The organism is Georgenia sp. SUBG003 (assembly GCF_000715355.2).
Classification (GTDB): Bacteria; Actinomycetota; Actinomycetes; order Actinomycetales; family Actinomycetaceae; genus Georgenia.
Window position 1 is genome coordinate 4,437,306 of sequence record NZ_CP180204.1, and the last position, 22,759, is coordinate 4,460,064.

Consider the following 22,759-nt stretch of genomic DNA (forward strand, 5'->3'; position numbering starts at 1 on the left):
ACCACGCAGAAGAAGATGGGTGACAGCTTGTTAGGAATCCTCCGCGAGTCGTTCCAAATAGTGACTCGCCGCGCCTGTGCCATGACGCGCTCTTCATCTTCGCGTGCCCGGATCGCGGAGACCTCCGCTTCCGCGGACTTACGGTCGCTTCGTTCGACCAGGAACAACACGAATGGGACCACCGCGGCCGCAATGGTGCCGCCCGCCGTAAGCCACTCCAACAGTTCCGGCAAGGGCTTGCGGTCGAGGTGCTCGTCGAGCTCGAGGAGGCTCGAGGCGTGACGGACCCGCCTGTCGACCTCCTCCGAGGAGAACTGCCCCTTCTGCAGGCGCAGCGGGAAGGCGATGTTCTCGTACACCGTCAGGTGCGGGTACAGGGCGTAGTTCTGGAACACCATCGCCAGGTCCCGGTCCCGCGGCGCGTCGTTCACGAGCTCGTCCCCGATGCGCAGCCTCGCCGGAGGTGATGTCCTCCAGGCCGACGATCATCCGCAGCAGCGTGGACTTCCCGCAGCCGGAGGGACCGACCAGGATGACGAACTCGCCGTCCTCGATGTCGAGGGAGACGTCGTTGACGGCCGGGAACCCGTCGCCGTACTGCTTGACGATGTGGTCCATCGTGATGGATGCCATTGAGGTTCTCCTCCTTGCGGCGGGGCCGGGTCAGCCCTTCACCGCTCCCTGGGTGAGTCCGGAAACGATCTGGCGTTGGAACAGCACGACGAGGACGACCACCGGGATCGTCACGGACCGCGACCTTGCTCCTGCGCCGCCGAACCGTCCGTGGGTGCTGCAGGACGGTCGTGGTTCAGGGTGGTCACGGCCCCATTGTCCGTGATGCGCACGGTGTCCTGGCGCAAGCGCGCCGGACGCTACCCTCGTTCACCGAGGCCCCCATAGCTCAATGGATAGAGCAACGGCCTTCTAATCCGTAGGTTGCAGGTTCGACGTCCTGCTGGGGGCACCGCGGCGGGCTGAGATGATCCGACTACGCTGACCCGGTGAGCAGAAACACCGCCCCCAGGGATCCGATCGTCTGGATCGACTGCGAGATGACCGGCCTGGACCTGGAGAAGGACGCCCTCGTCGAGGTCGCCGTCGTCGTCACGGACTCCGAGCTGGTGCCGCTCGACGCCGGACTGGACCTCGTCATCGCCCCGACCCCGGGCTCGGTCGAGCAGATGAACGACGTGGTGCGGGAGATGCACACCACCTCCGGGCTCCTCCAGGAGCTCGAGCACGGCCTGTCGATGGCTGAGGCGCAGGAGAAGGTCCTCGCGTAGCGTGCACGCCGCCGAAGGACTTCGTCAGCCCCTCGTGCGCAGCACGCTCGTGGTCACCGCCGTCTCGCGGAGGTCCTCAGCCACGGTCATCGCCCACGCTCTCCTTCCGCTCCTGCTGCGTGCGGAGCTCCTCGGCCGTCATCTCGCGGATGGACGTCGCCTCCCGCCTGGTGAACCGGTGAACGACCTGCTGGACCCCGGTGAGCACGCCGTCGGGCAGGAACAGGACCACCGCGCCGAGCAGGATCCCCGTGGCGACCAGGTGGAACTGCGTCTCGCCGTAGTTGAGGACGAAGTACTCGAGCGCGACACCGACCACCACGGCCCGATCAGCGGGCCGAAGAGGAACCGGCTGCCGCCGAGGAGCGCCATGAGCACGATCTGCGAGCTGAGCACGACGTCGAACTGGAAGATCGGGTCGAGGTCACCGAACCACAGGCCGTAGAGCCCGCCGGCGAGGGCGACCACGAAGGCAGAGACGGCGAACGCCACCAGCTTGAGGGACCCGGTCGGTATGCCGAGCGACTCGGCCTTGTCCTCGTCCTCGCGCACGGCCTTCAGCCCGGCGCCGAACCGAGAGTGGAGGGCGTGAACCCGGACGAGGTCGTCGCCGTCGGCGCGGCCCTCCAGGCCGGCGTCATCAAGGGCGACCGCAAGGACGTCCTGCTGATCGACGTCACCCCGCTCTCCCTCGGTATCGAGACCAAGGGTGGCGTGATGACGAAGCTCATCGAGCGCAACACGGCCATCCCGACCAAGCGGTCCGAGGTCTTCTCCACCGCGGAGGACAACCAGCCGAGCGTGCTCATCCAGGTCTTCCAGGGAGAGCGCGAGTTCGCCCGGGACAACAAGCCGCTGGGCACCTTCGAGCTGACCGGCATCGCCCCGGCCCCCCCGGCATGCCGCAGATCGAGGTCACGTTCGACATCGACGCCAACGGCATCGTGCACGTCTCCGCCAAGGACCGCGGGACGGGCAAGGAGCAGTCGATGACGATCACCGGCGGCTCGGCCCTCCCCAAGGACGAGATCGACCGCATGATCAAGGAGGCGGAGGCCCACGCGGCCGAGGACGCCAAGCGTCGTGAGGAGGCGGAGACCCGCAACACCGCCGAGCAGCTGGTCTACTCCACCGAGAAGCTGCTGACCGACAACGCCGAGAAGCTCCCCGAGGACGTCACCTCCGAGGTGCGCGGCGCCGTCGACAACCTCAAGAAGGCCCTCGAGGGGCAGTCATCACCGAGGGCGTCCCCGTGGCCGACACCGCGGAGTTCTTCACCTACGCCCAGTCCAAGGGCGTGCGCCTGATCGGCCCCAACTGCCCGGGCATCATCACCCCCGGCCAGTCCAACGTGGGCATCACCCCGGCCAACATCACCGGGCCCGGCCGCATCGGCCTCGTGTCGAAGTCCGGCACGCTGACCTACCAGATGATGTACGAGCTCTCCGACATCGGCTTCACCACCGCCATCGGCATCGGCGGCGACCCGATCATCGGTACCACGCACATCGACGCCCTCCAGCCTCCAGTACGACCGGACACCGACGCTCATCGTCATGATCGGCGAGATCGGCGGAGACGCCGAGGAGCGTGCCGCGGCGTACATCAAGGAGAACGTGACCAAGCCGGTCGTCGGCTTCCATCGAGGCCCACCTGAGCGTGGTCTTCGCCGCCCTGGCCGTCGCCCGCCGCCTCGAGGCCACCACCGGCTGGTCGCTGAAGAAGTTCATCACCACCGCCCGCCGGTACAAGACCATCACCATCCGCGCCGGCGACCACGACATCACCGCCGCCGACCCCTACCCGAGGACCTACGCCACGCGCTCGACCGAATCCACCGGGGACAGCCCAACGACAGTGCGCACTAAATTGGCCGAAGTCAGGACTGTGTGGGAGAGTAGGACACCGCCGAACACCCATCCCAGAAATGGCCCTCACCACCCGGTGAGGGCCATTTCTGCATCCCTGGCGCATACCCCCGGCCGAATTCCCACGCCCATACGCCCGGTGCGGAACCCCGGACCCGCCGAACACGACCGCCCGGTGGTCCGGCAGCAGCGCAGAACGCGGAGCACCCGCCCGCCGACGGCCGCCGACCCGTCCTCATCGCCACGCCCGGTGACGCCAACGCCGTCGCGACCGTCGTCGACGGCTACGCGCTCGCCCGCAAGGGGCAGGCAGGGAAGGCGCTCGCGATCGCGGCTATCGGCTCGTTCGTGGCGGCCATCCTCTCCCTGATCCTGCTGATGCTCATCGCCGCGCGATCGCGTCGTTCGCCCTGCGCTTCGGCCCCGCCGAGATGCTGGCGATCATGATCATGGGACTGCTGACGATCATCTCCTTCTCCGGGGACAACCTGGCGAAGGGCCTGATCATGGCGGGCGGCATCCTTCTCTCCACGGTCGGGATGTCCTCGGGCTTCGCGGAGTCCCGGTTCACCTTCGGCAGCGTGAACCTGCTGGGCGGCATCGACTTCGTCGTCGTCATGATCGGCGTCTTCGCGATCGGCGAGGTCGTGAGCCAGATCGGCACCGGCGGCGTGGAGCCTATCCGCACCCGGATGCGTGACATGGTCATCACCTTGTAGTCGGAGCCCTGGAGGTACCGTGCGGCCGCGGCGATGCCGACGGTGGTGGGCGCGATGATCGCCTTCACGTCGGGATTGGCCTGGAGGAGCCCCTGGGTCTCGGAGAAGGACTTCTCGTCCTCGTCGTCGCCGTAGACGGTCGCGACGAGCTCGATGTCGGCGTAGTCGGGGTTGCTCGCCAGCTCCTCCTCGATGACCGCGATCCAGGCGTTCTGGTTCGTGGCGTTCGCCGTGGCGGAGAGGATGGCGATCTGGCCGGAGCCGCCGATCTGCTCCGACGCCATCTCGATGAGCGTCCTGCCCACCTCCTCGCCGTCCACCTGAGAGACGAAGACGCGCGGCAGGAGGGGTCGACGTCGGAGGAACGTGACGACGGCGGTGTCCCCCGCCATCGCCTGCTCGAGGGAGGAGCACAGCGCGTTCGGGTCGTTGGCGGAGAGCAGGACCGCGTCGACCGCCTGCTGGGTGAGGGTGTTGATGTAGCTGACCTGCGAGGAGGCCGAGGCGTCGGAGGGGCCGGTGTACTCGTAGGTACCCTGCAGCTCCTCGACCACCTGCTGCGCACCCTCGGACGACACCTCGAAGTAGGGGTTGTTGGCCACGGCTGCCGGGTCCGGTGCGGCACGTGGTCCCCCGGCCGGCGGGCGCGATTCGGCGGTGGTGGGCGGACGGGACCGCCGGACCGTTGCGGTGACTCGATCCGCCCCGTGCGTGAAGATCCCATGGGATACCCGGATGCCGTCGAGGGTCGTGCATCGTTGCAGGAGCGCGCGTGAAACGGCGAACTTCTCGTCTAACCTGCGCACTTTCCGGTCGGGTCTTCCGGCAGGCGATATCGGGTTACTACCGTCCTGCCCGCGGCAACGACGCCGCACACCGCTCCTCCCCCAAGGCAATGCCACCATGACCCAGACGATGCCGTGGGCCCGCGAAGCCGCCTGCGCGAACTACCCCCGCCCGAAACCCCTCTTCGTGCGCGGTGCCGCGCAGCGCTCCGCACGCGAGATCTGCTTCAGCTGCCCGGTCCGGACCGCCTGCCTGGTCGAGGCGCTCGGGTCCGAGACCGAGTTCGGGGGTGCGGAAGGTCTCGTCCGAGTAGCTCTCCGCCGTGCCGCCCATGCCGGTGTAGAAGGACCGTCCGCCGTCGTAGTCGCGGCACCACGAGATCGGGTGGAAGGCGCCGTTCGCGCCCTCCCCGGCGTCGTAGAGGTTCTCCCGGATCTGGGCGACGGTGTGCACCGTGCCGACGGGGGTTGGGCGCCCAGTTCAGCCAGCGGTCGGACCGGGTCCAGTTCAGCGGCAGGTCCTTGGTGGCCGGGTGCTGCCGGTGGGCGACGATCGTCTCCTCGCACCTCGATCTCCGGCTCGGGCTCGGTCGTCGCGTCGGCGGCGAAGAGGTCGAGGTCGGCGAGCTGGGTGAGGTCGTCACCGGCGTCTTGGTGATGTCCAGCTGGAAGTACTCGTACGCCGTCGAGTTCTCGAACTCGAAGTCCCGGGTCTGGAACCGGTCCGGGAAGTCCTCGTCGGCTCGGGTGTCGAGGTCGGTCCAGGTCTCGCCGTCCGTGGAACCCTTCAGGGTCCAGTTCTGCGGGTCGCGCCGGAGGCGTCGCGCCCCGGTCGTCTCCTTCGCCGTCGGCCTGGCGGTGCTGGTGCAGCTGCTCGGGCTGCCCGCGGAGGAGCGGGTCATCGACCAGCGGCTGTTCAGCTGGATCCCCGCCGGCGAGCTGACCGTCGAGGCCGGGCTGCGCCTGGACCCGCTGTCGATGACGTTCGTCATGCTGGTGACCTTCGTCGGCTCCCTCATCCACCTGTACTCGGTGGCGTACATGGAGCACGACGTCGACGCGCCGGTTCTTCGCCTACCTCAACCTCTTCGTGGCGGCGATGCTGCTCCTCGTGCTGGCGGACAGCTACGCGCTGCTCTTCGTCGGCTGGGAGGGCGTGGGCCTGGCCTCGTACCTCCTCATCGGGTTCTGGAACCACAACCTCGACTACGCCGTGGCCGCCAAGAAGGCGTTCATCATGAACCGCGTCGGCGACGTGGGCCTGCTGCTGGCGATGATGACGATGTTCGCCGGCTTCGACCGTCGCGGCCGTCGTCGGTGGCATGGACGTCCAGCACGCCATCGTCGCGGGTGCGGGTGCCCGCCCGGTGGACTCCAACGGCAACCCCTGGCAGGGCACCTACATCACCGGCAGCGGGAACCTGCTGGCCGACTTCACCGCCAACGCGAACGCCGAGATGCAGGGCCGCGTGCAGGTGGCCCGGCTCTACCACATGACCGACGATCCCGGTGTGCGGGACATGCTCTCCTTCCTGCTGGCCCGGGACACCATGCACCAGAACCAGTGGCTGCGGGCCATCGAGGAGCTGAAGGAGGACGGCCTGGAGCAGCTTCCGCCCGAGCAACTTCCCCCAGCGCAAGGAGCACACCGAGGTCTCCTACCAGTACCTCAACTTCTCCGACGGCGAGCACGCCGGGGACGGCGGGTGGGCCAAGGGCCCCTCCGTCGACGGCAACGGGGAGTTCTCGTACCACGACGGCCCGACCACGAGCGCCGATGCCCCCACGCGCCCGCCGAGCGCCTCTCGCCCGTGCGTGAGCCAGCCCGAGAGGTCCGGGCCCTTCGGCACGATCTGGGTGGGATTGATGTCCGTGTGGACGATGTAGTAGTGCTCCTTGATCTGCTGGAAGTCGATCGTGTCGCCGAACCGGGGGTCTGGAAGAGGTCGCGCGCGTAGGCCCACAGCGCCGGCATCTCGCTGAGCTTGTTGCGGTTGCACTTGAAGTGGCCGTGGTAGACGGCGTCGAAGCGCACCAGCGTGGTGAACAGGCGCACGTCCGCCTCGGTGATGGTGTCGCCCACGAGGTAGCGCTGGTCGGTCAGCCGCTCCTCCAGCCAGTCGAGCGCGGCGAAGAGCCGGTCGTACGCCTTGTCGTAGGCCTCCTGGGACCCGGCGAAGCCGCAGCGGTAGACGCCGTTGTTCACCTCGGTGAAGACCTTGCGGTTCACCCGGTCGATCTCGTCCCGGAGGTGCTGGGGGTCATCGCGCACCGGCTCTCCACCGTGCGCAAGGCGGACTCGATCGCCGTCGTCGACTCCGGCCGGGTGGTCGAGCAGGGCACCCACGAGGAACTGATCGCCCTCGGCGGGCTCTACGCCGAGCTCTACACGACCCAGTTCCAGCCGCAGGACAGAGCCCGCACCTGACGGCCGGTTGTGGGCGCTGGCCCGCAGAAAGCCGCTGCGGCACCAGACGTGCCCACCGATTTCCCACCTCCAGCCGTCGCTTCACCCGGGGTTCATCCAGGACGAGCTGCCACGGCGCGTGGACGCCTTGCTGTGCTTCTTCCTCCCCAACGGAGGTCACGAGGGAGTCCACATGACGAGGCACGCCCGCTTCCGGGTCCTGCACGTCCGAGAGCTACGGGCGGCGGGGCGCAGCGCGATCGACGCGTATGTCGCCGCGACGCCCGAGCTGGAGCACCACATCCTGAGGAGGGAGTGACGACCTCCTCCTCCCACAGGCGTCGCAGCAGCGCGTAGTTCTCGATCGCGAGGTTGATCCCCTGCCGGATGTCCTTGCCGAACCACGGGTACACCGGCCCGGTGTTGCCGCGGCCCATCATCAGGTCCATCCGGCCGTCCGAGATCACCTGGAGCATTGCGTAGTCCTCGGCGATCTTCACCGGGTCGTTGGTCGTGATCAGCGTCGTGGACGTCGACAGCACGATGTTCTTCGTCGTCGCGGCCAGGTAGCCCAGCATCGTCGTCGGGGACGACGCCACGAACGGAGGGTTGTGGTGCTCCCCCGTGGCGAAGACGTCGAGCCCCGCCTGGTCGGCGTGCTGGGCGATCTTCAGCATCGCCCGCACCCGCTCGGTGTCGTCCGGCGTCCTCCCCGTCGTCGGATCGGTCGTGACGTCGCTGACCGTGAAGATTCCGAACTGCATGATGAGCCCCTCGAGATCGATGCAAATGCATGTACGCCGGTGCCAACAGCACGTAGTCGCGGTACCGCTGGCCGGCCTTGGTGCTGTCGGCGAACCAGCGCGAACGGTGATCGGTGGTGATGCCGAGCCGGAACCCGGTCGGGTTGACCTTCTGACCCACTATCGGGTCCTCCCCTTCGTGCCGGCGGCCTGCTTGGCCGCGCCGTTGGACTCAGCCTCACCCACGATGACGGTGATGTGGCTGGTGCGCTTGAGGATGCGGCTGGCCCGCCCTGGGCCCGCGGACGGAACCGCTTCAGGGTGGGGCCTCCGCCGAGCAGTACGCCGCGGACGACTCCGGCTCCCTCACCCCGGTCGACATGGGGGACGTCTGCCTGAACGTCGACCACCAGTGGTTCGCCGAGAAGGGGATCCCGGAGCCCACCACGCTCGAGGACCTCACCGATCCCGCCTACAAGGACCTCCTCGTCGTGACCAACCCCGCGACCTCGTCCCCCGGTCTGTCCTTCCTGCTCGCCACCGTCGGCTCGCGAGGACGGGTGGCAGGCAGTACTGGGAGGACCTCGAGGCCAACGGGGGCCAAGGCTGGTCGAGGGCTGGTCCGACGCCAGTACTCCTACATCCTGATCCTGGCGATCGGCATGGTGATCGTCATCATCGGCGGGCACATCGACCTCTCGGTCGGCTCCGTCGTGGCGCTCACCGGCGCGATCTCCGCAGTCCTCGTCATCCAGCAGGGCATGCCGTGGTGGGTGGGCGTGGTCGCCGCCCTGGCCACGGGCCTCGTCGGCGCGTGGCAGGGCTTCTGGGTGGCGTACGTCGGGATCCCGGCGTTCATCGTCACGCTCGCCGGCATGCTGATCTTCCGCGGTCTGACCCTGCAGGTGCTGGGCAACGTCTCCCTCTCGCCGTTCCCGCGCGAGTACCAGCAGATCGCCAGCGGCTTCCTCAACGGCCTGCTCGGCGGTCAGGGCTTCGACGTCTTCACCCTCGTCATCGCGGCGATCGGGGTGGCCGGGTACGCCTTCAACGCCTACCGCACGCGGCGCGGGGTGGCCGAAGAACCAGAAGAGGTGCTGCCACAGCAAGGCTCCGCCGAGTCGGGGTTGTAGATCTGGCCGCCGAGCACCCGGTCGATGCCCAGACCGACAGGCCGAGGCCAGGACGGGGAACGCCATGAGCACCAGGAGCGAGGTGATGAGGGTGTTCCACGTGAAGATGGGCATCCGGAACATGGTCATGCCGGGGGCGCGCAGCGTGACGATCGTGGCGATGAAGTTGACGGCGCCGAAGATGGTCGCGAACCCGGTCATGGCCAGGCCGAGGACCCAGAGGTCACCGCCGAGGCCGGGGGAGAACATCGGGTTCGACAGGGGCGTGTAGGCCGTCCAGCCGAAGCTCGCCGCCCCCTTGGGCGTGAGGAAGCCGCCCACCACCAGCAGCCCGCCGAACAGGTAGAGCCAGTACGAGACCATGTTCAGCCGCGGGAACGCCACGTCCGGCGCCCGATCTGGATCGGCACCATGACGTTGGCGAACCCCGTGAACAGGGACGTCGCGAACAGGAACATCATGATCGTGCCGTGCATCGTGAAGAGCTGGTTGTACTGCTCCCTCGGCTTCACGGACGTCCTCCTCCGCGAGTGGGTCACTCGGGCGATCCTCTTCGTCATCGGGTTCGCCGTGATGGGTGCGGCCGTGTGGCTCAACCTGCACCTCGCGTACTCCCGCCGTCAGATCTACCCGCCGACGACGCCGGAGGAGCGCAACCTCGACCGCTACCGTGAGAGCATCGAGCCCCTGCGCAGGCTGATCATGATCGGCGCACCGGTGGTGCTGGGTCTCTTCGCCGGCTCCTCGCTCAGCGGCATGTGGCGGCCGGTCCTCACGGTGCTCAACCAGGAGGGCTTCGGCCAGGACGACCCCCAGTTCGGCCTGGACATCTCCTTCTTCGTCTTCACCCTCCCCGTCGTGCGGGCGGTCGTCTCGTTCCTCATGACGGTCGTGTTCCTCTCCGCCGTCGCCGCCCTCATCACCCACTACCTCTACGGCGGCATCTCCCTCGCGCCTCGGCAGCAGAAGGTCTCGCCGGCGGCGCGCGTGCACCTTCCGTGCCGGCCGAGTTCTCCGAGTACCAGCAGAGCGCGATCGAGGCCTACGCCAGCGACACGATCGTTCCCTCGCTCGCCCACGGTGCCGCTTCGCCGATCGCCGTGCTGAACGCCGTCTCGGACGCGACGAGCAAGTTCACCACCGGAGCGTCCGACCTCGAGACGTTCCAGAGCGAGCTGGCGACCGCCGCCGGCAGCTGACCCCCAGGTGGTGGGCACGGACCCCCGCGCCCACCACCCCTCTCCTCCACGAGTTCCGGTGGGAGACCGAAGTGACGACTGTCAAGCGCTGGGGCCCGCCGCTCCTGCTGCTGGCCCCTCCCTCATCCTGATGGCCGTCTTCGTCTACGGCTTCATCGCCCTCAACTTCCAGACCTCCTTCACCGACTCGCACACCGCCCCGCAGGCCACCGGCGTGCAGCCGAGCGCGTTCGTGGGGCTGGAGAACTACTTCGCCCTGCTCGGCTCGGAGGCCTTCCAGCACTCGCTGAAGAACCTCGTGCTCTACACCGCCGTCTTCCTCGTCGGAACGATGGTCATCGGCTTTCTGTGGGCGTGGGTCCTCGAGCGGCCGGCCAGGGGCGAGGGGTTCTTCCGCTCGGTCTACCTCTTCCCCATGGCCGTCTCGTTCATCGCCTCCGGCGTCGTGTGGCGCTGGCTGCTGAACTCCAACGAGGGCGAGAGCGCGCTCGGCCTGAACCGCCTGTTCCAGATGATCGGGCTGGACTTCCTCCAGAACCCCTGGTGGAACAACGTCACGGCGTCCGGAGATCTCGGGCAGAGCGCTCATCGCGGAGGACTCGCGGATCATCACCAGGGCTGGGTGATGCCGAAGACGCCGATGAGCACTGGGATGAGAGAGATGCCGCCGTACAGCTCTTGGGAGCCGAATGTCAGTCGCACCTGCCCGGAGATCGGGTCCAGTCCGACGATGCCGACGACCAGGCCGATGAGTCCCGCGACGTACCCCTTGAGCAGGGACTTGCCGGCGACCGCTGCGATGATCGTCAGGCCGTAGATCGCCAGGACGAAGAACTCTGGCGCCTGGAAGTTCAGCGCCAGCCGGGCGATCGCCGGAGCCAGAACGCTCATCAGCAGGGCAGAGACGAGGCCCTACGGCGGAGGCGATCGTCATGAAGTAGCGCGTGACCTCGGGGTCGGTGACCGTGACCGGACCGCCCCGGGCGATCTGCTCGCGGAACGTGTGCAGCACGGATCCCCGCGAGCCGAGCACGTTGCCGAAGCGCACGGAGACGTACGTGCCGGCGTGGTGCTCGGCGTACCACGAGGTGAGCCGCTCGGCGACGCGCTTGGTCGCACCGAGGACGGACCGGGCGTCCGCCGCCTTGTCGGTGGAGATGTTGACGAACCGCTCGACGCCCTGCTCGGTCGCCATCTGGAGCACGTTGCGCGTGCCCAGCACGTTCGTCTTCCACCCTCGTCGGGGTACTGCTCGAGCATCGGCAGGTGCTTCAGGGCCGCGGCGTGGAAGACCACCTCCGGCCGGTGCTTCTCGAACACCTCGCGCAGCGCCTGCTCGTCCCGGATGTCGCAGAGCACGACGTCCGGGGTGTCCAGGAGGGCGTGGCCGGTAGATCGACAGCTGCACCCCGTGCAGCCCGGACTCGCTCGCGGTCGAGCAGGATCAGGCTCGCCGGGCCGAACCGGTGCACAGGCGGCCGACGGCGTCCTCGAGGGTGTCGTCCGCGCCAAGCAGGACCGCATCGACCTGGGCGAGCAGGGCTTCTCCGTCCTCCCGGTGCTCATCCACGGCGACGCGGCCTTCGCCGGCCAGGGCGTGGTGACGGAGACGCTGAACCTCTCCCAGCTGCGCGGCTACCGCACCGGCGGCACCGTCCACGTCATCGTCAACAACCAGATCGGCTTCACCACCGGCCCGTCCAGCTCGCGCTCGTCCTACTACGCGACGGACATCGCCAAGGGGCTGCAGATCCCGGTGTTCCACGTCAACGACGACCCCGAGGCTGTCGCCCGGGTGGCGGAGCTGGCGTTCGAGTACCGCCAGCGCTTCCACAAGGACGTCATCGTCGACATGGTCTGCTACCGCCGGCGCGGTCACAACGAGGGCGACGACCCCTCGATGACCCAGCCGGTGATGTACTCCCTGATCGAGAACAAGCGCTCGGTGCGCAAGCTCTACACCGAGTCGCTCATCGGCCGCGGGGGACATCACGGAGGAGCAGGCCGAGGTGGCCCTGAAGGACTTCCAGCGCGAGCTGGAGCGGGCCTCACCGAGACCCGCGAGGCGGCTGGACGCCGCCGGTCGAGGCGGAGCAGATCCCGTCGCATCCGCAGGATCGGGCTTGTCCGGGGAAGCCGGTGGAGACACCGTCACCCTTCACGGGCAAAGAAGGCATCTGCCTGAAGGAGGTGGGTCAGGCGATATCGACACGAGCGAATCGTATGGCCAGCGACCCGGCCCAAGTGCGGGAGCGCCGAGCATCCGGCCGCCGCGATGTGATGACATCACGTACACGCCGGCAGGCGAGAACTCGTACTACATCGATCTGAACGGTTGCCTTCACCAGGGAGCAGTGCCGATCGGTCAAGAATTTCTCGTCACCACGCCGGCAGAACCCGGCGAACCCGCCGAGGAGGCGCCGCCGCGTCCCGATCGTCGTGACGGCCGAAGATCTGCAGCGACTGCCCATCTCGCCAGGCGGTCTGGTGGTCCAGCCGGACCGCGGCTGGGTACTCGTCAACCTGGACACGATCGTGTGGACCGATGCCGGCGAGCAGACGTTCTCGACCGCGGTGCTCGGGACTCCCGACGTCGTGCGATCCGGCGGTGAGAACGAGCTCACCGGTGTAGGTCGCCTTGCCGTCGCCGGCGTGCCATTCGTCGATGACGGTCTCGCCGTCCACCTTCACCCGGATGCCGTCGTCGGCCCGGGCGGTGAACTTGTAGGTGCCGGCTCCCTCGTTGAGGGTGGTGCTCCAGCGCGACGAGAAGTTGTTCGCGTTGACCCCGGCGGCGGGTGCGTCGGCGTTCCAGTCGAGGTCCAGCTCGTCGATGCACTCGACCGCGACGACGTCACCGGCGAGGTCCTTGTTGTTGAAGTACTGGCCGGACCACTGCCCCGGCTCGCAGACGGGGTGCCGTCGTCGATCTTCAGCCAGGAGGCATGCACCTCGGCGTGGTAGACGCCGTCGTAGTGCTCCACGACGACCTCGTGCGCACCGTCGGCGAGGACGACGTCAGCCGCGTAGGTGGTCTTGCCGTCTCCTGCGTGCCACTCGTCGATGACGGTCTCGCCGTCGACGATCACGCGGACGCCGTCGTCGGCCCGCACCGAGAACTGGAAGGTGCCGGGGCCTCGTCGAGCGTGGTGACCCAGCGGGACGAGAAGTTGTTCGCGTTGACACCGGCCGCCGGTGCGTCGGCGTTCCAGTCGACGTCGACGGCGGTGGCGCAGTCGATCGCCGCCGGGTCACCGGCGACCAGATGACGGCCGCGAAGGCGATCATGATCCAGATCGCAGTGGGGATCCCGAGCGGCCGTCCGGTCCCGAGGAAGGCGAAGCCGGTGTTGCCCAGCTCGGGGTTGCCGCGGAGGTTCGGGAAGGTCGAGCCGTCGGAGATCAGGAGCGCCGCACCGCGCGCCATGTACAGCGTGCCCAGGGTGGCGATGAACGGCGCCACCCCGAATCTTGTGATGAGCAGCCCGTTCAGCCAGCCGACGCCGCCGCCGACGATGAGCGCCGTCACGATGACGACCCAGACGGCCGGGTAGGCCGTGACGTCGAACAGCGAGAGCTCCATGCCCCGGAGCATCACCCCGCCACGATCCCCAGAGCCCGACGATGGAACCCACCGAGAGGTCGATGCCGCCCGTGAGGATGACGAGCAGCATGCCCAGGGCGAGGATCGCGTTGTAGGCGTGCCGCCGGCGCTCATCGGGCAAGCTTCGGCAGCACGTCGCGGCCGAAGACCTCGAGCCACTCGCGCTGGTTCCGGCCGACGTTGTGCAGGTAGATACGGTCGAAGCCGAGGTCGACGTAGCGCTGGATCTCTGCCCGGTGGGCGTCCGGGTCGGCGGAGATCACCATGCGGCCGGCGAAGTCCTCCTCGCGCACGAGCTTGGCCATCGCGGCGAAGTCGAAGGGTGAGCGGATGTCCGCCTTCGGGAACTTCATCCCCCCGTTGGGCCACTGGTCCATCGCGTTCGCGAGCGCTCCTCGTCCGTCGGGGCCAAGGACAGGTGCAGCTGCAGAACCCTCGGCAGGGTGTGCCACGACCAGACGTCCCTGACCGGCATCCAGCGCACCGACGGGTTCGTCGAGACGATCGAGGAGGCCGGCATGGAGGTCGTCGACGTCCAGTACGGCGGCGGCGACCAGCTCCGCTCGACCGACATCACCAAGTCGATCCTCCAGGCCAACCCCGACCTCAAGGGCATCTACGGCTGCAACGAGGGCTCGGCCATCGGCGCCGTCAACGGCGGCAGGCGACATCATCATCCGGCCGATCGTCTCCGAGAAGAGCTACGGCCTGATCGACGAGGGCAAGTACACCTTCGAGGTGGACCCCCCGCTCGAACAAGACCGAGATCAAGAACGCCGTCGAGAAGATCTTCGACGTCAAGGTCGCCTCCGTGAACACGGCGAACCGACCCGGCAAGAGCCGCCGCACAAAGTTCGGCCTCGGCAAGCGCAAGGACACCAAGCGCGCGATCGTCACGCTGCGCGAGGGGACCATCGACATCTTTGGCGAGGTCGCGCTGACGCCGCGCGCCGAAGGAAGGATCGAAAATGGGAATCCGTAAGTACAAGCCGACGACGCCGGGCCGCCGCGGTTCGAGCGTGGCCGACTTCGTCGAGATCACCCGGTCCGAGCCGGAGAAGTCGCTGGTCCGCCCGCTGACGAAGAGCGGTGGCCGTAACTCCACCGGCCGGATCACCACCCGTCACAAGGGTGGCGGCCACAAGCGCGCCTACCGCTGATCGACTTCCGTCGTCACGACAAGGACGGCGTGCCCGCGAAAGACGAAGATGCGGCGGTCCGGCCGGCCGTCGCCGTAGCGGTCCGCGAGGAGCTGGAACAGCGGCTTCTCCTCGATCTTCGCGACGGCGTCCCAGACGGCCATGTCGATGGTGCCGACGGCCACCGAGCGCTCTCCGTGACCCCCCGGCTTCTCGTTGGTCATCATGGTGCGCCAGACAGCGGCCGGATCGAGGTTGTCGCCCGTCTCGTCGAGCAGCGTCGTCGGGTCCGCCTCGAGCACCCGCGGGATGAACCGCTCGCGCATCATCGAGCCCTGCCCGTAGCGGCCGTTCGAGTTGAAGCCGTACCCCACCACGGGTCGCCCGTCCGTACCGCGTCGGTCACGACCGCCACGAGGCTCAGCGTCATGCGGCTGAAGTCGATGTACGCGTTGCGGATGGGCGAGCTGATGGGGAAGGTCGTGCTCCCTGATGTCGACGATCCTCATCGGGCCACCTCCCGCTCGAGGGCGGCGACCAGCTCGTCGTGACCTCCTGGGTGGAGGCGTCCCGCCGAGGTCCGGCGCCGTACCCCGGTCGACGGAGAGCGCGCTCCGGTCCTCGCCGGGCGTGGCCGTCTACCTCCAGTACGTCGACGCCGTCGGTCTCGGCTGGTCGATGACCACGCAGTCGGAGCTGGACCTGCCCGCGTACTCCGGGACGATGCAGCTCCAGCACGCCGAGGTGCTGGAGGACGCGTGAGAGCCGGACGCAGCAGGAGCCGGCCGTACGGTCGTGGTACGTATCTTCTTCGCCCCTCCGAGGGCCGTGAACCAGCAGCCAGAACCGTGGGAGCGCACTGATGTCCCGGATCCTCGTCGTCGACAACTACGACAGCTTCGTCTACACGATCGTCGGCTACCTCCAGCAGCTGGGGGGCTGAGACGGACGTGCGCAACGACGCCGTGCCCGCATCCGTCGAGGACTACGACGGCGTGCTGGTCTCCCCCGGCCCGGCACCCCCAAGGAGGCGGGCGCCTCCATGGAGATCATCGAGACGTGCGCCGCGCGCGGCCTCCCCGATGCTGGGGGTCGTGTCTCGGGCACCACCGCATCCCGGCGCGATAGTCTGACCGACGGCCCGTCGCCGCAGAAGGCGGGCAGCACGGCCCCGGAACGGGCCCGATCAGCAGGAGGAAGATTGCTCAGCGCATTCGCCCAGGCGTTCCGCACGCCTGACCTACGGCGCAAGCTGCTCTTCACGCTGGGGATCATGGCGATCTTCCGGCTGGGCACGTTCATCCCCGCGCCCGGGGTCTCGTACCCCAACGTCCAGCAGTGTCTCGCGAGCGCGGGAACCGCGGACCTGCTCGGCATGGTGAACCTCTTCAGCGGAGGGGCGCTGCTCCAGCTGAGCGTCTTCGCGCTGGGGATCATGCCGTACATCACGGCGAGCATCATCGTTCAGCTCATGCGCGTGGTCATCCCACGCTTCGAGGAGCTGCACAAGGAGGGCCAGGCCGGCACGGCCAAGCTCACCCAGTACACCCGCTACCTGACGATCTTCCTGGCGGTGCTGCAGTCCGCCGTCATCGTCACCGTGGCGAACACCCAGCTGTTCCCCGGCTGCCGTGCTGCCCATCCCCGAGACCAGTCCGCGCTCACGTACGCCGAGGCGGCGTACCTGATGTGGCTCGAGTGGGAAGAGGAGCGTCACCGCGACGGCGCCCCGCAGATGATGCCGTGGGACGACATGTCGGAGTCCTTCCGCCGCCTGCTGGTCCTCGGCCGGTACGGCCACCGCGTCGAGGCCTGACCGAAAGCCCCGCGCGCATCTCGCGAGACGTCAACTCCTCCGCGAGACGTCAGCTCCTCCGCGAGGCACGTCAGCTTCTCCGCCCGTCAGGTCTTCCACGAGACGTCCACCCGTCCGTGGGCAGCGAACGTTCCCGCTAGAGGTCTCCACGGGGCGTCAGGCCGCGCGCCGCAGGCGCAGAGATCCGGCACCCTTGACACGTGACCATACGGTCACATAATGGTGCTGTGGACGAGGTCTTCAAGGCCCTGGCCGACCCCACGCGGCAGCTCCTCGACGAGCTCTTCCGCCGGGACGGGCAGTCCCTGACCGCGCTCGAACAGCACTTCACCATGTCCCGCTTCGGTGTGGCCAAGCACCTGAAGCAGCTGTCGATCGCGGCGTGCACGTCCTCCTCGGGCCGCTCGAACGCGACGTCACGTTCGACGCCGCCGCACGGATGCGCCCTTCTCCGCTGGCCAGCGCCCGGACGAACCAGGGGTTGTCCTTGCCGTAGGCGGAACGGACGTAGATGTCCTGCCCCGCACGGACCACCCAGATCGTCACGTACCTGCGCATCGTGCCGTCCTTGCGTCGGGAGGCGATCTGGAGCTCCTCGGCGTTCCCGATCCTGTTGAGTTCTTGCTCGGTCCACACGGTCATCACGAAAGATCCTCTGGGTTCGGAGGTGGTCGGGGGTACACGGGTCAAAACATGCGGACGGCGACCCAAAGGGCGGGCCAAGGGGCCGGGGAGGACGCGTCGGTCTCCCGGCCCCCCCGCAATCTCAGGTCACGGCGTGACAGCCACCTTGAGCGACTCGCGCGCGTCCATCGCGCGGTAGGCGTCGGCCACGTCGTCGAGGTCGACGATGCGGTCGAAGACCCTTCCACACGGCCTGCCGCTTCTTGCGGTCGAGAGCCACACCGCGGCCGGGCCGTCGCGCCTTGAGGTAGCCCGCCTGGTCGGTGACCCGCTGGGGAAGGACGACCATGGTGTACTCGGCCTGGAGAAACGCGACGCTCCGCAGCTCGGAAGGCACGTCTCCGCCGGCCGCGCTGATCGCGTCGCGCCAGGCGCTGTCCTCGGACGTGCGGTCCCTGATGACCGCACTTCGTTCGCCAAGGACACTTCGAAGTGCACCGCTTGTGCCGACGGCGTCACCCGCGCGCCGGATCACCGAGCTGACCGCTGAGTCGACGCCCGCGACGTAGATTCCCGGATCCCCCAGCTTCTCGGCGATGCGGAGTGTCGGGTCCAGACGGCGGAGGTCGATCTGCAACGACTCGGCGAGGACCTTGTTGAACGTAGTGAGGAGGATGCTGGCGCGGGGTTCTGGCGGGTGAGGTGCCGGGCACGGTGCAGGAGAACGACGGTCTTGCCGGTGCCGGCGCGCCCGACAGACGGAAAGGGCCCTTGGAGGTCCGGCGGCTGCACGTCGGTGAGCAGGCCCCCACTCGAACCGGGACCGCAGCCGGTCCTCGAACCCGTTGAGCTGCTTCGGCGGCAGGTCGGACGTGATCACGACCTGCTTGTTGTCGTTGTGCAACGAGTTGAAGGTGTGGAAGAACTCCTCGACCGTCTGTTCCTTGCCGCCGAGGAACTGGATGTCGTCGATGAGCAGGACATCGACGTTGCGGTATCGACGCTGGAAGTTCTCCGCCTTGTCGTCGCGGATGGAGTTGATGAAGTCGTTGGTGAACTCCTCCGAGTTCACGTACCGCACGCGGATGCGGGTAGAGGTTCCGGGCGTAGTGACCGATGGCGTGCAGCAGGGTGCGTCTTGCCCAGTCCGGAGCCGCCGTAGATGAACAACGGGTTGTAGGCCTTCGCCGGCGCCTCGGCCACGGCGGTCGCCGCAGCGTGCGCGAAGCGGTTCGAGGAGCCGGTCACGAACGTCTCGAACGTGTACTGCGTGGCAGGGATGCGTTCCTTCGCGCGCAGCGTGCGCAGCTCGGCGAGGGTGAAGTCCTCGGTGAACCAGCCGGTGATCGCCGTGCCGTCGATCGTCCTCGTGGTGCGACGGTCGGCGAACTCGGGGTGGTCGGCCACGTCGGTCGTGCCGCCGATCTCGTTCTCGTGGCGGGCGACGAGCACGCCGTCCTTCGTCGAGACGAGGTCCGGCTCGATGTAGTCCACGCACTGGTTCATCGCCAGCTCGTAGGCGGCGAGGGTGTGCTCCGGCCGGTACCCGGAGGCGCCCCGGTGCCCGATCACCTCGACGGGGTCGTTCGGTCCCCCCCTGGGCCCCGCGGGCGCCGCCCCGGTCGGACTTCTTCAGGTCGAGCACGATCATCTCGGTGTCGTCCGGCGTGCCCGGGTAGCGGGAGTCGTTGCCGGGGGTAGTTGTTGTCGTTCCCGATCAGCAGCCGGCCGTCGGCCAGCTGGAGGACCACCTCGACGGACTGCATGGGGAACGCGAAGTCCTCCCCGACGCCGTACGCGCCGTCGGAGGTCTCCGTGCCGACGAGGCCGGGGTTGGCGATGTCGAGAAGGTCGACGACGAGCTCCTTCTCCACGTACCCGGCGTCGTCAGTCCTGCGCAGGTCGATCTCGTACACGCGCTTGGTGACCGCGGCGGGGCCCTCGAAGTCGCGCTCGAGGACGAGCAGGCGGTCCTTCTCAACGTCAGGATCCGCGCCGCCGATTTCACGTGCCCCGCGGGTCCGGTGCTATCGTGGTCCGGTACTCGCGAGAGTGCGTTGGGGCTATGGCGCAGTTGGTAGCGCGTCTCGTTCGCAATGAGAAGGTCGGGGGTTCGAATCCCCCTAGCTCCACTTCCGGAAGGTCCTTGACCGGGTGAAAGCCCAGGTCGAGGACCTTTTTCGGTCTCGGAGTGCTCGGTGGACCGGGGACTTCCCCGAGTTCGCCGAGGTCCCAGGCGCTCGTCGTCCTGCGTCCGTGGGCGCCGGTGCCGGCGTCCGGCCTTTCTACTCCACCGTGAACGGGGCCCGGATGCCGTCGCCCACCATGCCGGGCTTGCACGCCGTCTCGTACATGCCCGCCGGAACGTTGACGATGAGGTCGCGGGTGAGGCCGGGGCCGATGTTCTCCCCCCGTCGCTCGACAAGCTGCTCGCGGTCGTCAAGACCGGCGGCACCGTCGACAACGTCGACATCTGGGGCAAGCGTCGCCTTGCCTACGACATCAAGAAGCGTTCCGAGGGCATCTACGCCGTGGTCAACATGACCACGACGCCGGACGTCGCCCAGGAGCTCGACCGCCAGCTCGGCCTGAACGAGGCCGTCCTGCGCACCAAGCTCATCCGCCCGGACGCTCACTGAGCACTCGCTCGGTGAGCCCCTTCTGACCCAGGGAGCACACGCATGGCAGGCGAGACCGTCATCACCGTCGTCGGGAACCTGACGGCGGACCCGAGCTGCGTTTCACCCCGTCGGGGGCGGCCGTGGCCAGCTTCACCGTGGCGTCCACGCCGCGCACCTTCGACCGCCAGGCCAACGAGTGGAAGGACGGGGAGACCCGTGGTTCATGCTGCCGGCGCGGGGCGTAGACGTACGCCGCGGCGAGCACGGCACCGGTGATCGCGCCGCCCAGGTGGGACTGCCAGGAGATGCCGGCGAAGACGAAGCCGATCACGAAGTTCAGGACGATGAGCACGAGGATCTGGGTCGCGTCCCGGCCGAACCGGCGCAGCACGATAAATATCGCGGAGAAGAGCCCGAACACCGCTCCGGAGGCGCCGACGACTGGCGTGCTCCAGGAGACCCGGCCGGGTCGGCCAGCAGCAGCACCGCCACCGAGCCGCCGATCGCGGAGAGGAGGTACAGCGAGATGAACCGCCATCGTCCGAGCGCCGGCTCGAGGACTGATCCGACCACCCACAGGGCGTACATGTTCAGCGCGAGGTGCAGCGTGCCGCCGTGGAGGAAGGCGGAGGTGAGGAACCGGTAGGGCTGCTGGTCGCCCAGCGCCGGCATGAAGATAAAGCTGTGGGCGACCATGAGGCCGGGCACCCGCTGGGCGAGGTAGATCACCACGCACATCGCGATGATCGTGATCGTGACGACGGGCCGACCCGCCCGCGCAGCCCGCCCAGGACCGTGCGTGGTGCAGGCGATGCCCACCGTCGCCAGCAGGAGCCCGATGACACCGCCGATGAGGCCCTTGAGCAGGGAACCGCTGGCCATGCTGATGATGATCGTCAGGCCGAAGACGGCGACCCAGAAGTACTCCTGGGGTCCGAACCGCAGCGAGAAGTCGGCCAGCGGCGGGGCGAGGAAGATCAGCGCGACGACGCCGACGATCCCGCCCACGAGCGATCCCATCGTGGCGCCCACGACGCGAGCTCGCTCTTGCCCTTCTTCGTCATCTGGTAGCCTCCAGCGCGGTTGCGATGGAGGACGGTGTTCCCGGGGGCGTTGACGAGGATGGCGGTGAACGAGCCGCCGTAGATGGCGCCCATGTAGAACGCACCGAGAAGCACCAGGGCCCGGGTGGGCTCCATGACGAAGGTGAACGGCACGAGCAGCGCCAGCCCCATCGTCGCGCTGAGGCCCGGCATGGCCCCGATCGCCATGCCGGCAGCCGTCCCGACGAGCACGAGCAGCAGCATGGAGGGGGCAAGGTTGGCGACAGCGCCGCTACCGAGGAGATCGAGCATGGCATCTCCTTTCTAGGTCTTGCCCGCCCCGCACGCTGTCGTCCGGGCGTCCGTCAGAGCGATCACCTGGTCGGCCCGGCCGCCGGAGATGCTGTTCTTGACGTGGTACTCGGCGCCGCGGCGCACGGCGAGCGAGTTCCTGCCGTCGCCGTCCCAGTCGCCGACCAGCACGCTGTCGTCGGGGCGTCCGTAGACGATCACCTGGTCGGCCCGGCCGCCGGAGATGCTGTTCTTGACGTGGTACTCGGCGCCGCGGCGCACGGCGAGCGTGTCCGCACCGTCGCCGTTCCAGTCGCCGACCACGGGGGCCTGCTGGTAGCCGAGCGCCTTCACGCTCTCCAGCGCCTCGGCGTCGGCCGTGATGCGACGACTCGTACTGACCCTGCTTGTTCAGCGCCCGGTACGTGGCGTCGCACTGGACGCAGGACGGCTTGCTGTAGACGGTGATGCTCATCCGAGCCGGTCTCCTTGCCTAGTGCGTCGTCACGCTCAGAACGCGTCTGACACTGCTGTAACAACAGGTGTGTGCTTCGAATGAACTCTACGTCATCCGGGGTCTCGAACACTACAACTTGGGGTCCCTCACGCCGAGGACCCCAAGATGATGGGGGACGGCGTGTCGCGTCCCGTCCCTGTCCACACTTCCCACCGCCTCTCTGTGGATTGCCGGCCCTCGTGTGGGGACGCCTGGTGGACGGCATCTCCCGGCGCCGCCCCGCAGGCCCGCGACGAGCCCCTCCTTGCGGACGAGCGCAAGACGCTCCGCGAGCCCGGGTGCGCGAGGAAGATCGGCAGCGGCATGAGCTGGGGGGGTGTCGTCGCACGCGTAGCCGAACATCAGCCCCTGGTCCCCCGCGCCCTGGATGTCGAGCTCGTCGAACACCCCGGCGCCCGTGCGGCCCTCGAGCGACTTGGAGACCCCGGCCGAGATGTCGGCCGACTGCTGCCCGATCGAGACCGACACCCCGCACGAGGACCCGTCGAACCCGATGGCGGACGAGGTGTACCCGATTCGGCGCACTTCGTCCCGCACGATCTGCGGGATCTCCACGTAGTCGGTCGTCACCTCGCCGACCACGTGGACCAGACCGGTGGTCACCACCGTCTCCACCGCGACCCGCGCCAACCGGATCCTGCTCGAGGATCGCGTCGAGGATCGTGTCCAGACCGTCGAGGTCGTCGCCGACCACTACTCCCTTTCCTCTTCGTGAGACCCGCCCGAGGCGAGACGACGGCGGCAACGCAGCGGCACTGACCGACGTCCTCCAGGGAGACGCACCCGGCCGCCGGGGCCTTCAGCCGCCAGCTGCACGGCGGTGATGGCCTTGCCCATGACGAGGGGCGTGGGAACGGCGGTCTCGAGCGGAACTCCCGCCCGGCCCAGCACCGTACTGTCCACCGATGCCCAGCACCGTACTGTCCACCGAGGCTCGATGCGGTGCACAGGCTCGCATCGTTTGACCG

General features: G+C 68.1%; 16 protein-coding genes, 2 tRNA genes and 33 pseudogenes. 24 read left to right on the forward strand and 27 right to left on the reverse strand.

Features of this window, described 5'->3' with window-relative positions; translation table 11 throughout:
* Positions 1 to 233: 233 nt before the first annotated feature.
* Positions 234 to 633, reverse strand: a pseudogene (locus DA06_RS25230) (ABC transporter ATP-binding protein); the annotation flags it as partial.
* Between the two features lie 257 nt (positions 634 to 890).
* Between DA06_RS25230 and DA06_RS25235 the strand changes: the two are divergent.
* Positions 891 to 964, forward strand: a tRNA-Arg gene (locus tag DA06_RS25235).
* 37 nt (positions 965 to 1,001) lie between these two features.
* The gene (locus tag DA06_RS25240) at positions 1,002 to 1,283 is read left to right on the forward strand and encodes an exonuclease domain-containing protein (protein WP_418606387.1); all 282 of its coding nucleotides are present in this window, start codon (positions 1,002 to 1,004) and stop codon (positions 1,281 to 1,283) included.
* Between the two features lie 76 nt (positions 1,284 to 1,359).
* Here the strand turns inward: DA06_RS25240 and DA06_RS25245 are convergent, their stop codons facing one another.
* Both DA06_RS25245 and DA06_RS25250 read right to left on the reverse strand, forming a co-directional pair.
* Positions 1,360 to 1,605: a hypothetical protein gene (locus DA06_RS25245; RefSeq protein WP_052437092.1), complete on the reverse strand. Its 246-nt coding sequence runs from the start codon at positions 1,603 to 1,605 to the stop codon at positions 1,360 to 1,362.
* Between the two features lie 62 nt (positions 1,606 to 1,667).
* Positions 1,668 to 1,835 (reverse strand): annotated as a pseudogene (locus tag DA06_RS25250) (ABC transporter permease subunit); the annotation flags it as partial.
* 36 nt (positions 1,836 to 1,871) lie between these two features.
* Here DA06_RS25250 and DA06_RS25255 point away from each other — a divergent pair.
* From DA06_RS25255 to DA06_RS25275, 5 genes and pseudogenes are all read left to right on the forward strand, one after another.
* Positions 1,872 to 2,590 (forward strand): annotated as a pseudogene (locus tag DA06_RS25255) (Hsp70 family protein).
* A pseudogene (locus DA06_RS25260) lies at positions 2,503 to 2,932 on the forward strand (succinate--CoA ligase subunit alpha); the annotation flags it as partial. The pseudogenes DA06_RS25255 and DA06_RS25260, both read left to right, overlap by 88 nt.
* Positions 2,922 to 3,151: pseudogene (locus DA06_RS25265) on the forward strand (IS1634 family transposase); the annotation flags it as partial. The pseudogenes DA06_RS25260 and DA06_RS25265, both read left to right, overlap by 11 nt.
* Before the next feature lie 237 nt (positions 3,152 to 3,388).
* Positions 3,389 to 3,598 carry a tripartite tricarboxylate transporter permease gene (locus DA06_RS25270; protein ID WP_418608220.1) on the forward strand — a complete coding sequence of 70 codons (210 nt, stop codon included), beginning with the start codon at positions 3,389 to 3,391 and terminating at the stop codon, positions 3,596 to 3,598.
* A gap of 2 nt (positions 3,599 to 3,600) precedes the next feature.
* The gene (locus tag DA06_RS25275) at positions 3,601 to 3,870 is read left to right on the forward strand and encodes a tripartite tricarboxylate transporter permease (RefSeq protein ID WP_418608222.1); all 270 of its coding nucleotides are present in this window, start codon (positions 3,601 to 3,603) and stop codon (positions 3,868 to 3,870) included.
* A gap of 8 nt (positions 3,871 to 3,878) precedes the next feature.
* Here DA06_RS25275 and DA06_RS25280 read toward each other — a convergent pair.
* Positions 3,879 to 4,775 (reverse strand): annotated as a pseudogene (locus tag DA06_RS25280) (substrate-binding domain-containing protein); the annotation flags it as partial.
* Between the two features lie 10 nt (positions 4,776 to 4,785).
* Here DA06_RS25280 and DA06_RS25285 point away from each other — a divergent pair.
* Positions 4,786 to 4,884: pseudogene (locus DA06_RS25285) on the forward strand (hypothetical protein); the annotation flags it as partial.
* 120 nt (positions 4,885 to 5,004) lie between these two features.
* Here DA06_RS25285 and DA06_RS25290 read toward each other — a convergent pair.
* Positions 5,005 to 5,109: pseudogene (locus DA06_RS25290) on the reverse strand (hypothetical protein); the annotation flags it as partial.
* 383 nt (positions 5,110 to 5,492) lie between these two features.
* On the opposite strand from DA06_RS25290, the pseudogene DA06_RS25295 reads away from it, so the two are divergent.
* Positions 5,493 to 5,952 (forward strand): annotated as a pseudogene (locus DA06_RS25295) (proton-conducting transporter membrane subunit); the annotation flags it as partial.
* 1 nt (position 5,953) lies between these two features.
* Positions 5,954 to 6,455: pseudogene (locus DA06_RS25300) on the forward strand (manganese catalase family protein); the annotation flags it as partial.
* Here the strand turns inward: DA06_RS25300 and DA06_RS25305 are convergent.
* Positions 6,413 to 6,915: pseudogene (locus DA06_RS25305) on the reverse strand (glutathione S-transferase C-terminal domain-containing protein); the annotation flags it as partial. The pseudogenes DA06_RS25300 and DA06_RS25305 sit on opposite strands and share 43 nt — an antisense overlap.
* Here DA06_RS25305 and DA06_RS25310 point away from each other — a divergent pair.
* Complete coding sequence (locus tag DA06_RS25310) at positions 6,907 to 7,083, forward strand: hypothetical protein (RefSeq protein ID WP_418608424.1); 177 nt, start codon at positions 6,907 to 6,909, stop codon at positions 7,081 to 7,083. The pseudogene DA06_RS25305 and the gene DA06_RS25310 sit on opposite strands and share 9 nt — an antisense overlap.
* A gap of 296 nt (positions 7,084 to 7,379) precedes the next feature.
* On the opposite strand, the pseudogene DA06_RS25315 reads toward DA06_RS25310, so the two are convergent.
* The 3 pseudogenes from DA06_RS25315 to DA06_RS25325 form a co-directional block, all read right to left on the reverse strand.
* Positions 7,380 to 7,826 (reverse strand): annotated as a pseudogene (locus tag DA06_RS25315) (LLM class flavin-dependent oxidoreductase); the annotation flags it as partial.
* Between the two features lie 49 nt (positions 7,827 to 7,875).
* Positions 7,876 to 7,986: pseudogene (locus tag DA06_RS25320) on the reverse strand (30S ribosomal protein S3); the annotation flags it as partial.
* Positions 7,986 to 8,134: pseudogene (locus DA06_RS25325) on the reverse strand (large ribosomal subunit protein uL22); the annotation flags it as partial. The pseudogenes DA06_RS25325 and DA06_RS25320, both read right to left, overlap by 1 nt.
* Positions 8,135 to 8,185: 51 nt before the next feature.
* On the opposite strand from DA06_RS25325, the pseudogene DA06_RS25330 reads away from it, so the two are divergent.
* Both DA06_RS25330 and DA06_RS25335 read left to right on the forward strand, forming a co-directional pair.
* Positions 8,186 to 8,302, forward strand: a pseudogene (locus DA06_RS25330) (ABC transporter substrate-binding protein); the annotation flags it as partial.
* A 132-nt stretch (positions 8,303 to 8,434) separates the two neighbouring features.
* Positions 8,435 to 8,878: pseudogene (locus DA06_RS25335) on the forward strand (ABC transporter permease subunit); the annotation flags it as partial.
* A gap of 54 nt (positions 8,879 to 8,932) precedes the next feature.
* Here the strand turns inward: DA06_RS25335 and DA06_RS25340 are convergent.
* Positions 8,933 to 9,498, reverse strand: a pseudogene (locus tag DA06_RS25340) (cbb3-type cytochrome c oxidase subunit I); the annotation flags it as partial.
* On the opposite strand from DA06_RS25340, the gene DA06_RS25345 reads away from it, so the two are divergent.
* Entirely contained in the window at positions 9,428 to 10,045 is a 618-nt protein-coding gene (locus tag DA06_RS25345) for a UPF0182 family protein (RefSeq protein WP_418608224.1), read from the forward strand. The pseudogene DA06_RS25340 and the gene DA06_RS25345 sit on opposite strands and share 71 nt — an antisense overlap.
* Positions 10,046 to 10,539: 494 nt before the next feature.
* On the opposite strand, the gene DA06_RS25350 is transcribed toward DA06_RS25345, so the two are convergent.
* The 3 genes and pseudogenes from DA06_RS25350 to DA06_RS25360 form a co-directional block, all read right to left on the reverse strand.
* The gene (locus tag DA06_RS25350) at positions 10,540 to 10,695 is read right to left on the reverse strand and encodes a hypothetical protein (RefSeq protein ID WP_418606389.1); all 156 of its coding nucleotides are present in this window, start codon (positions 10,693 to 10,695) and stop codon (positions 10,540 to 10,542) included.
* Between the two features lie 51 nt (positions 10,696 to 10,746).
* Complete coding sequence (locus DA06_RS25355; protein ID WP_052437093.1) at positions 10,747 to 11,028, reverse strand: tripartite tricarboxylate transporter permease; 282 nt, start codon at positions 11,026 to 11,028, stop codon at positions 10,747 to 10,749.
* A gap of 25 nt (positions 11,029 to 11,053) precedes the next feature.
* Positions 11,054 to 11,609 (reverse strand): annotated as a pseudogene (locus DA06_RS25360) (polysaccharide biosynthesis protein); the annotation flags it as partial.
* On the opposite strand from DA06_RS25360, the pseudogene DA06_RS25365 reads away from it, so the two are divergent.
* A pseudogene (locus DA06_RS25365) lies at positions 11,609 to 12,182 on the forward strand (thiamine pyrophosphate-dependent enzyme); the annotation flags it as partial. The pseudogenes DA06_RS25360 and DA06_RS25365 overlap by 1 nt on opposite strands.
* Positions 12,183 to 12,516: 334 nt before the next feature.
* Here the strand turns inward: DA06_RS25365 and DA06_RS25370 are convergent.
* From DA06_RS25370 to DA06_RS25385, 4 genes and pseudogenes are all read right to left on the reverse strand, one after another.
* Positions 12,517 to 13,077, reverse strand: coding sequence for a PA14 domain-containing protein (locus DA06_RS25370; RefSeq protein WP_418608226.1), 561 nt, complete (start codon positions 13,075 to 13,077; stop codon positions 12,517 to 12,519).
* Between the two features lie 56 nt (positions 13,078 to 13,133).
* Positions 13,134 to 13,250 (reverse strand): annotated as a pseudogene (locus DA06_RS25375) (hypothetical protein); the annotation flags it as partial.
* A 310-nt stretch (positions 13,251 to 13,560) separates the two neighbouring features.
* Positions 13,561 to 13,854, reverse strand: a pseudogene (locus DA06_RS25380) (hypothetical protein); the annotation flags it as partial.
* Positions 13,851 to 14,182: pseudogene (locus DA06_RS25385) on the reverse strand (LLM class F420-dependent oxidoreductase); the annotation flags it as partial. The pseudogenes DA06_RS25385 and DA06_RS25380, both read right to left, overlap by 4 nt.
* Before the next feature lies 1 nt (position 14,183).
* Here DA06_RS25385 and DA06_RS25390 point away from each other — a divergent pair.
* From DA06_RS25390 to DA06_RS25415, 6 genes and pseudogenes are all read left to right on the forward strand, one after another.
* Positions 14,184 to 14,336 (forward strand): annotated as a pseudogene (locus DA06_RS25390) (BMP family ABC transporter substrate-binding protein); the annotation flags it as partial.
* A gap of 73 nt (positions 14,337 to 14,409) precedes the next feature.
* A pseudogene (gene rplW / locus DA06_RS25395) lies at positions 14,410 to 14,722 on the forward strand (50S ribosomal protein L23).
* A pseudogene (locus DA06_RS25400) lies at positions 14,709 to 14,941 on the forward strand (50S ribosomal protein L2); the annotation flags it as partial. The pseudogenes rplW and DA06_RS25400, both read left to right, overlap by 14 nt.
* 430 nt (positions 14,942 to 15,371) lie before the next feature.
* Entirely contained in the window at positions 15,372 to 15,641 is a 270-nt protein-coding gene (locus DA06_RS25405) for a hypothetical protein (RefSeq protein WP_418608425.1), read from the forward strand.
* A gap of 439 nt (positions 15,642 to 16,080) precedes the next feature.
* Positions 16,081 to 16,575, forward strand: a pseudogene (locus DA06_RS25410) (preprotein translocase subunit SecY); the annotation flags it as partial.
* 347 nt (positions 16,576 to 16,922) lie between these two features.
* Positions 16,923 to 17,075: pseudogene (locus DA06_RS25415) on the forward strand (winged helix-turn-helix domain-containing protein); the annotation flags it as partial.
* Here DA06_RS25415 and DA06_RS25420 read toward each other — a convergent pair.
* The 4 genes and pseudogenes from DA06_RS25420 to DA06_RS25435 all read right to left on the reverse strand — a co-directional run bounded on the left by DA06_RS25420 (position 17,023) and on the right by DA06_RS25435 (position 19,322).
* Positions 17,023 to 17,337, reverse strand: coding sequence for a DUF2255 family protein (locus DA06_RS25420; protein WP_418606391.1), 315 nt, complete (start codon positions 17,335 to 17,337; stop codon positions 17,023 to 17,025). The pseudogene DA06_RS25415 and the gene DA06_RS25420 sit on opposite strands and share 53 nt — an antisense overlap.
* Before the next feature lie 129 nt (positions 17,338 to 17,466).
* Complete coding sequence (locus DA06_RS25425) at positions 17,467 to 17,601, reverse strand: hypothetical protein (protein WP_418606392.1); 135 nt, start codon at positions 17,599 to 17,601, stop codon at positions 17,467 to 17,469.
* Between the two features lie 489 nt (positions 17,602 to 18,090).
* A pseudogene (locus tag DA06_RS25430) lies at positions 18,091 to 18,891 on the reverse strand (DnaA ATPase domain-containing protein); the annotation flags it as partial.
* Positions 18,888 to 19,322: an esterase-like activity of phytase family protein gene (locus DA06_RS25435; RefSeq protein ID WP_418608227.1), complete on the reverse strand. Its 435-nt coding sequence runs from the start codon at positions 19,320 to 19,322 to the stop codon at positions 18,888 to 18,890. The pseudogene DA06_RS25430 and the gene DA06_RS25435, both read right to left, overlap by 4 nt.
* 56 nt (positions 19,323 to 19,378) lie before the next feature.
* Between DA06_RS25435 and DA06_RS25440 the strand changes: the two genes are divergently transcribed.
* A tRNA-Ala gene (locus DA06_RS25440) sits at positions 19,379 to 19,451 on the forward strand.
* A gap of 159 nt (positions 19,452 to 19,610) precedes the next feature.
* Here the strand turns inward: DA06_RS25440 and DA06_RS25445 are convergent.
* Positions 19,611 to 19,727 (reverse strand): annotated as a pseudogene (locus DA06_RS25445) (PbrT family lead (Pb2+) uptake porter); the annotation flags it as partial.
* 18 nt (positions 19,728 to 19,745) lie between these two features.
* Here DA06_RS25445 and rpsF point away from each other — a divergent pair.
* Both rpsF and DA06_RS25455 read left to right on the forward strand, forming a co-directional pair.
* Entirely contained in the window at positions 19,746 to 19,958 is a 213-nt protein-coding gene (gene rpsF, locus DA06_RS25450) for a 30S ribosomal protein S6 (protein ID WP_418608229.1), read from the forward strand.
* A gap of 42 nt (positions 19,959 to 20,000) precedes the next feature.
* Positions 20,001 to 20,155, forward strand: a pseudogene (locus DA06_RS25455) (single-stranded DNA-binding protein); the annotation flags it as partial.
* An 89-nt stretch (positions 20,156 to 20,244) separates the two neighbouring features.
* Here the strand turns inward: DA06_RS25455 and DA06_RS25460 are convergent.
* The 5 genes and pseudogenes from DA06_RS25460 to DA06_RS25480 all read right to left on the reverse strand — a co-directional run.
* Positions 20,245 to 20,478, reverse strand: a pseudogene (locus tag DA06_RS25460) (hypothetical protein); the annotation flags it as partial.
* Positions 20,463 to 20,960, reverse strand: a pseudogene (locus tag DA06_RS25465) (rhomboid family intramembrane serine protease); the annotation flags it as partial. The pseudogenes DA06_RS25465 and DA06_RS25460, both read right to left, overlap by 16 nt.
* Positions 20,918 to 21,295, reverse strand: coding sequence for a tripartite tricarboxylate transporter permease (locus DA06_RS25470; RefSeq protein WP_052437095.1), 378 nt, complete (start codon positions 21,293 to 21,295; stop codon positions 20,918 to 20,920). The gene DA06_RS25470 and the pseudogene DA06_RS25465, both read right to left, overlap by 43 nt.
* 264 nt (positions 21,296 to 21,559) lie before the next feature.
* A pseudogene (locus tag DA06_RS25475) lies at positions 21,560 to 21,749 on the reverse strand (glutaredoxin domain-containing protein); the annotation flags it as partial.
* Between the two features lie 111 nt (positions 21,750 to 21,860).
* Positions 21,861 to 22,394 (reverse strand): S-adenosylmethionine synthetase N-terminal domain-containing protein, encoded by a 534-nt coding sequence (locus tag DA06_RS25480; protein WP_418606393.1) that lies wholly within the window; start codon positions 22,392 to 22,394, stop codon positions 21,861 to 21,863.
* Positions 22,395 to 22,759: the final 365 nt, after the last annotated feature.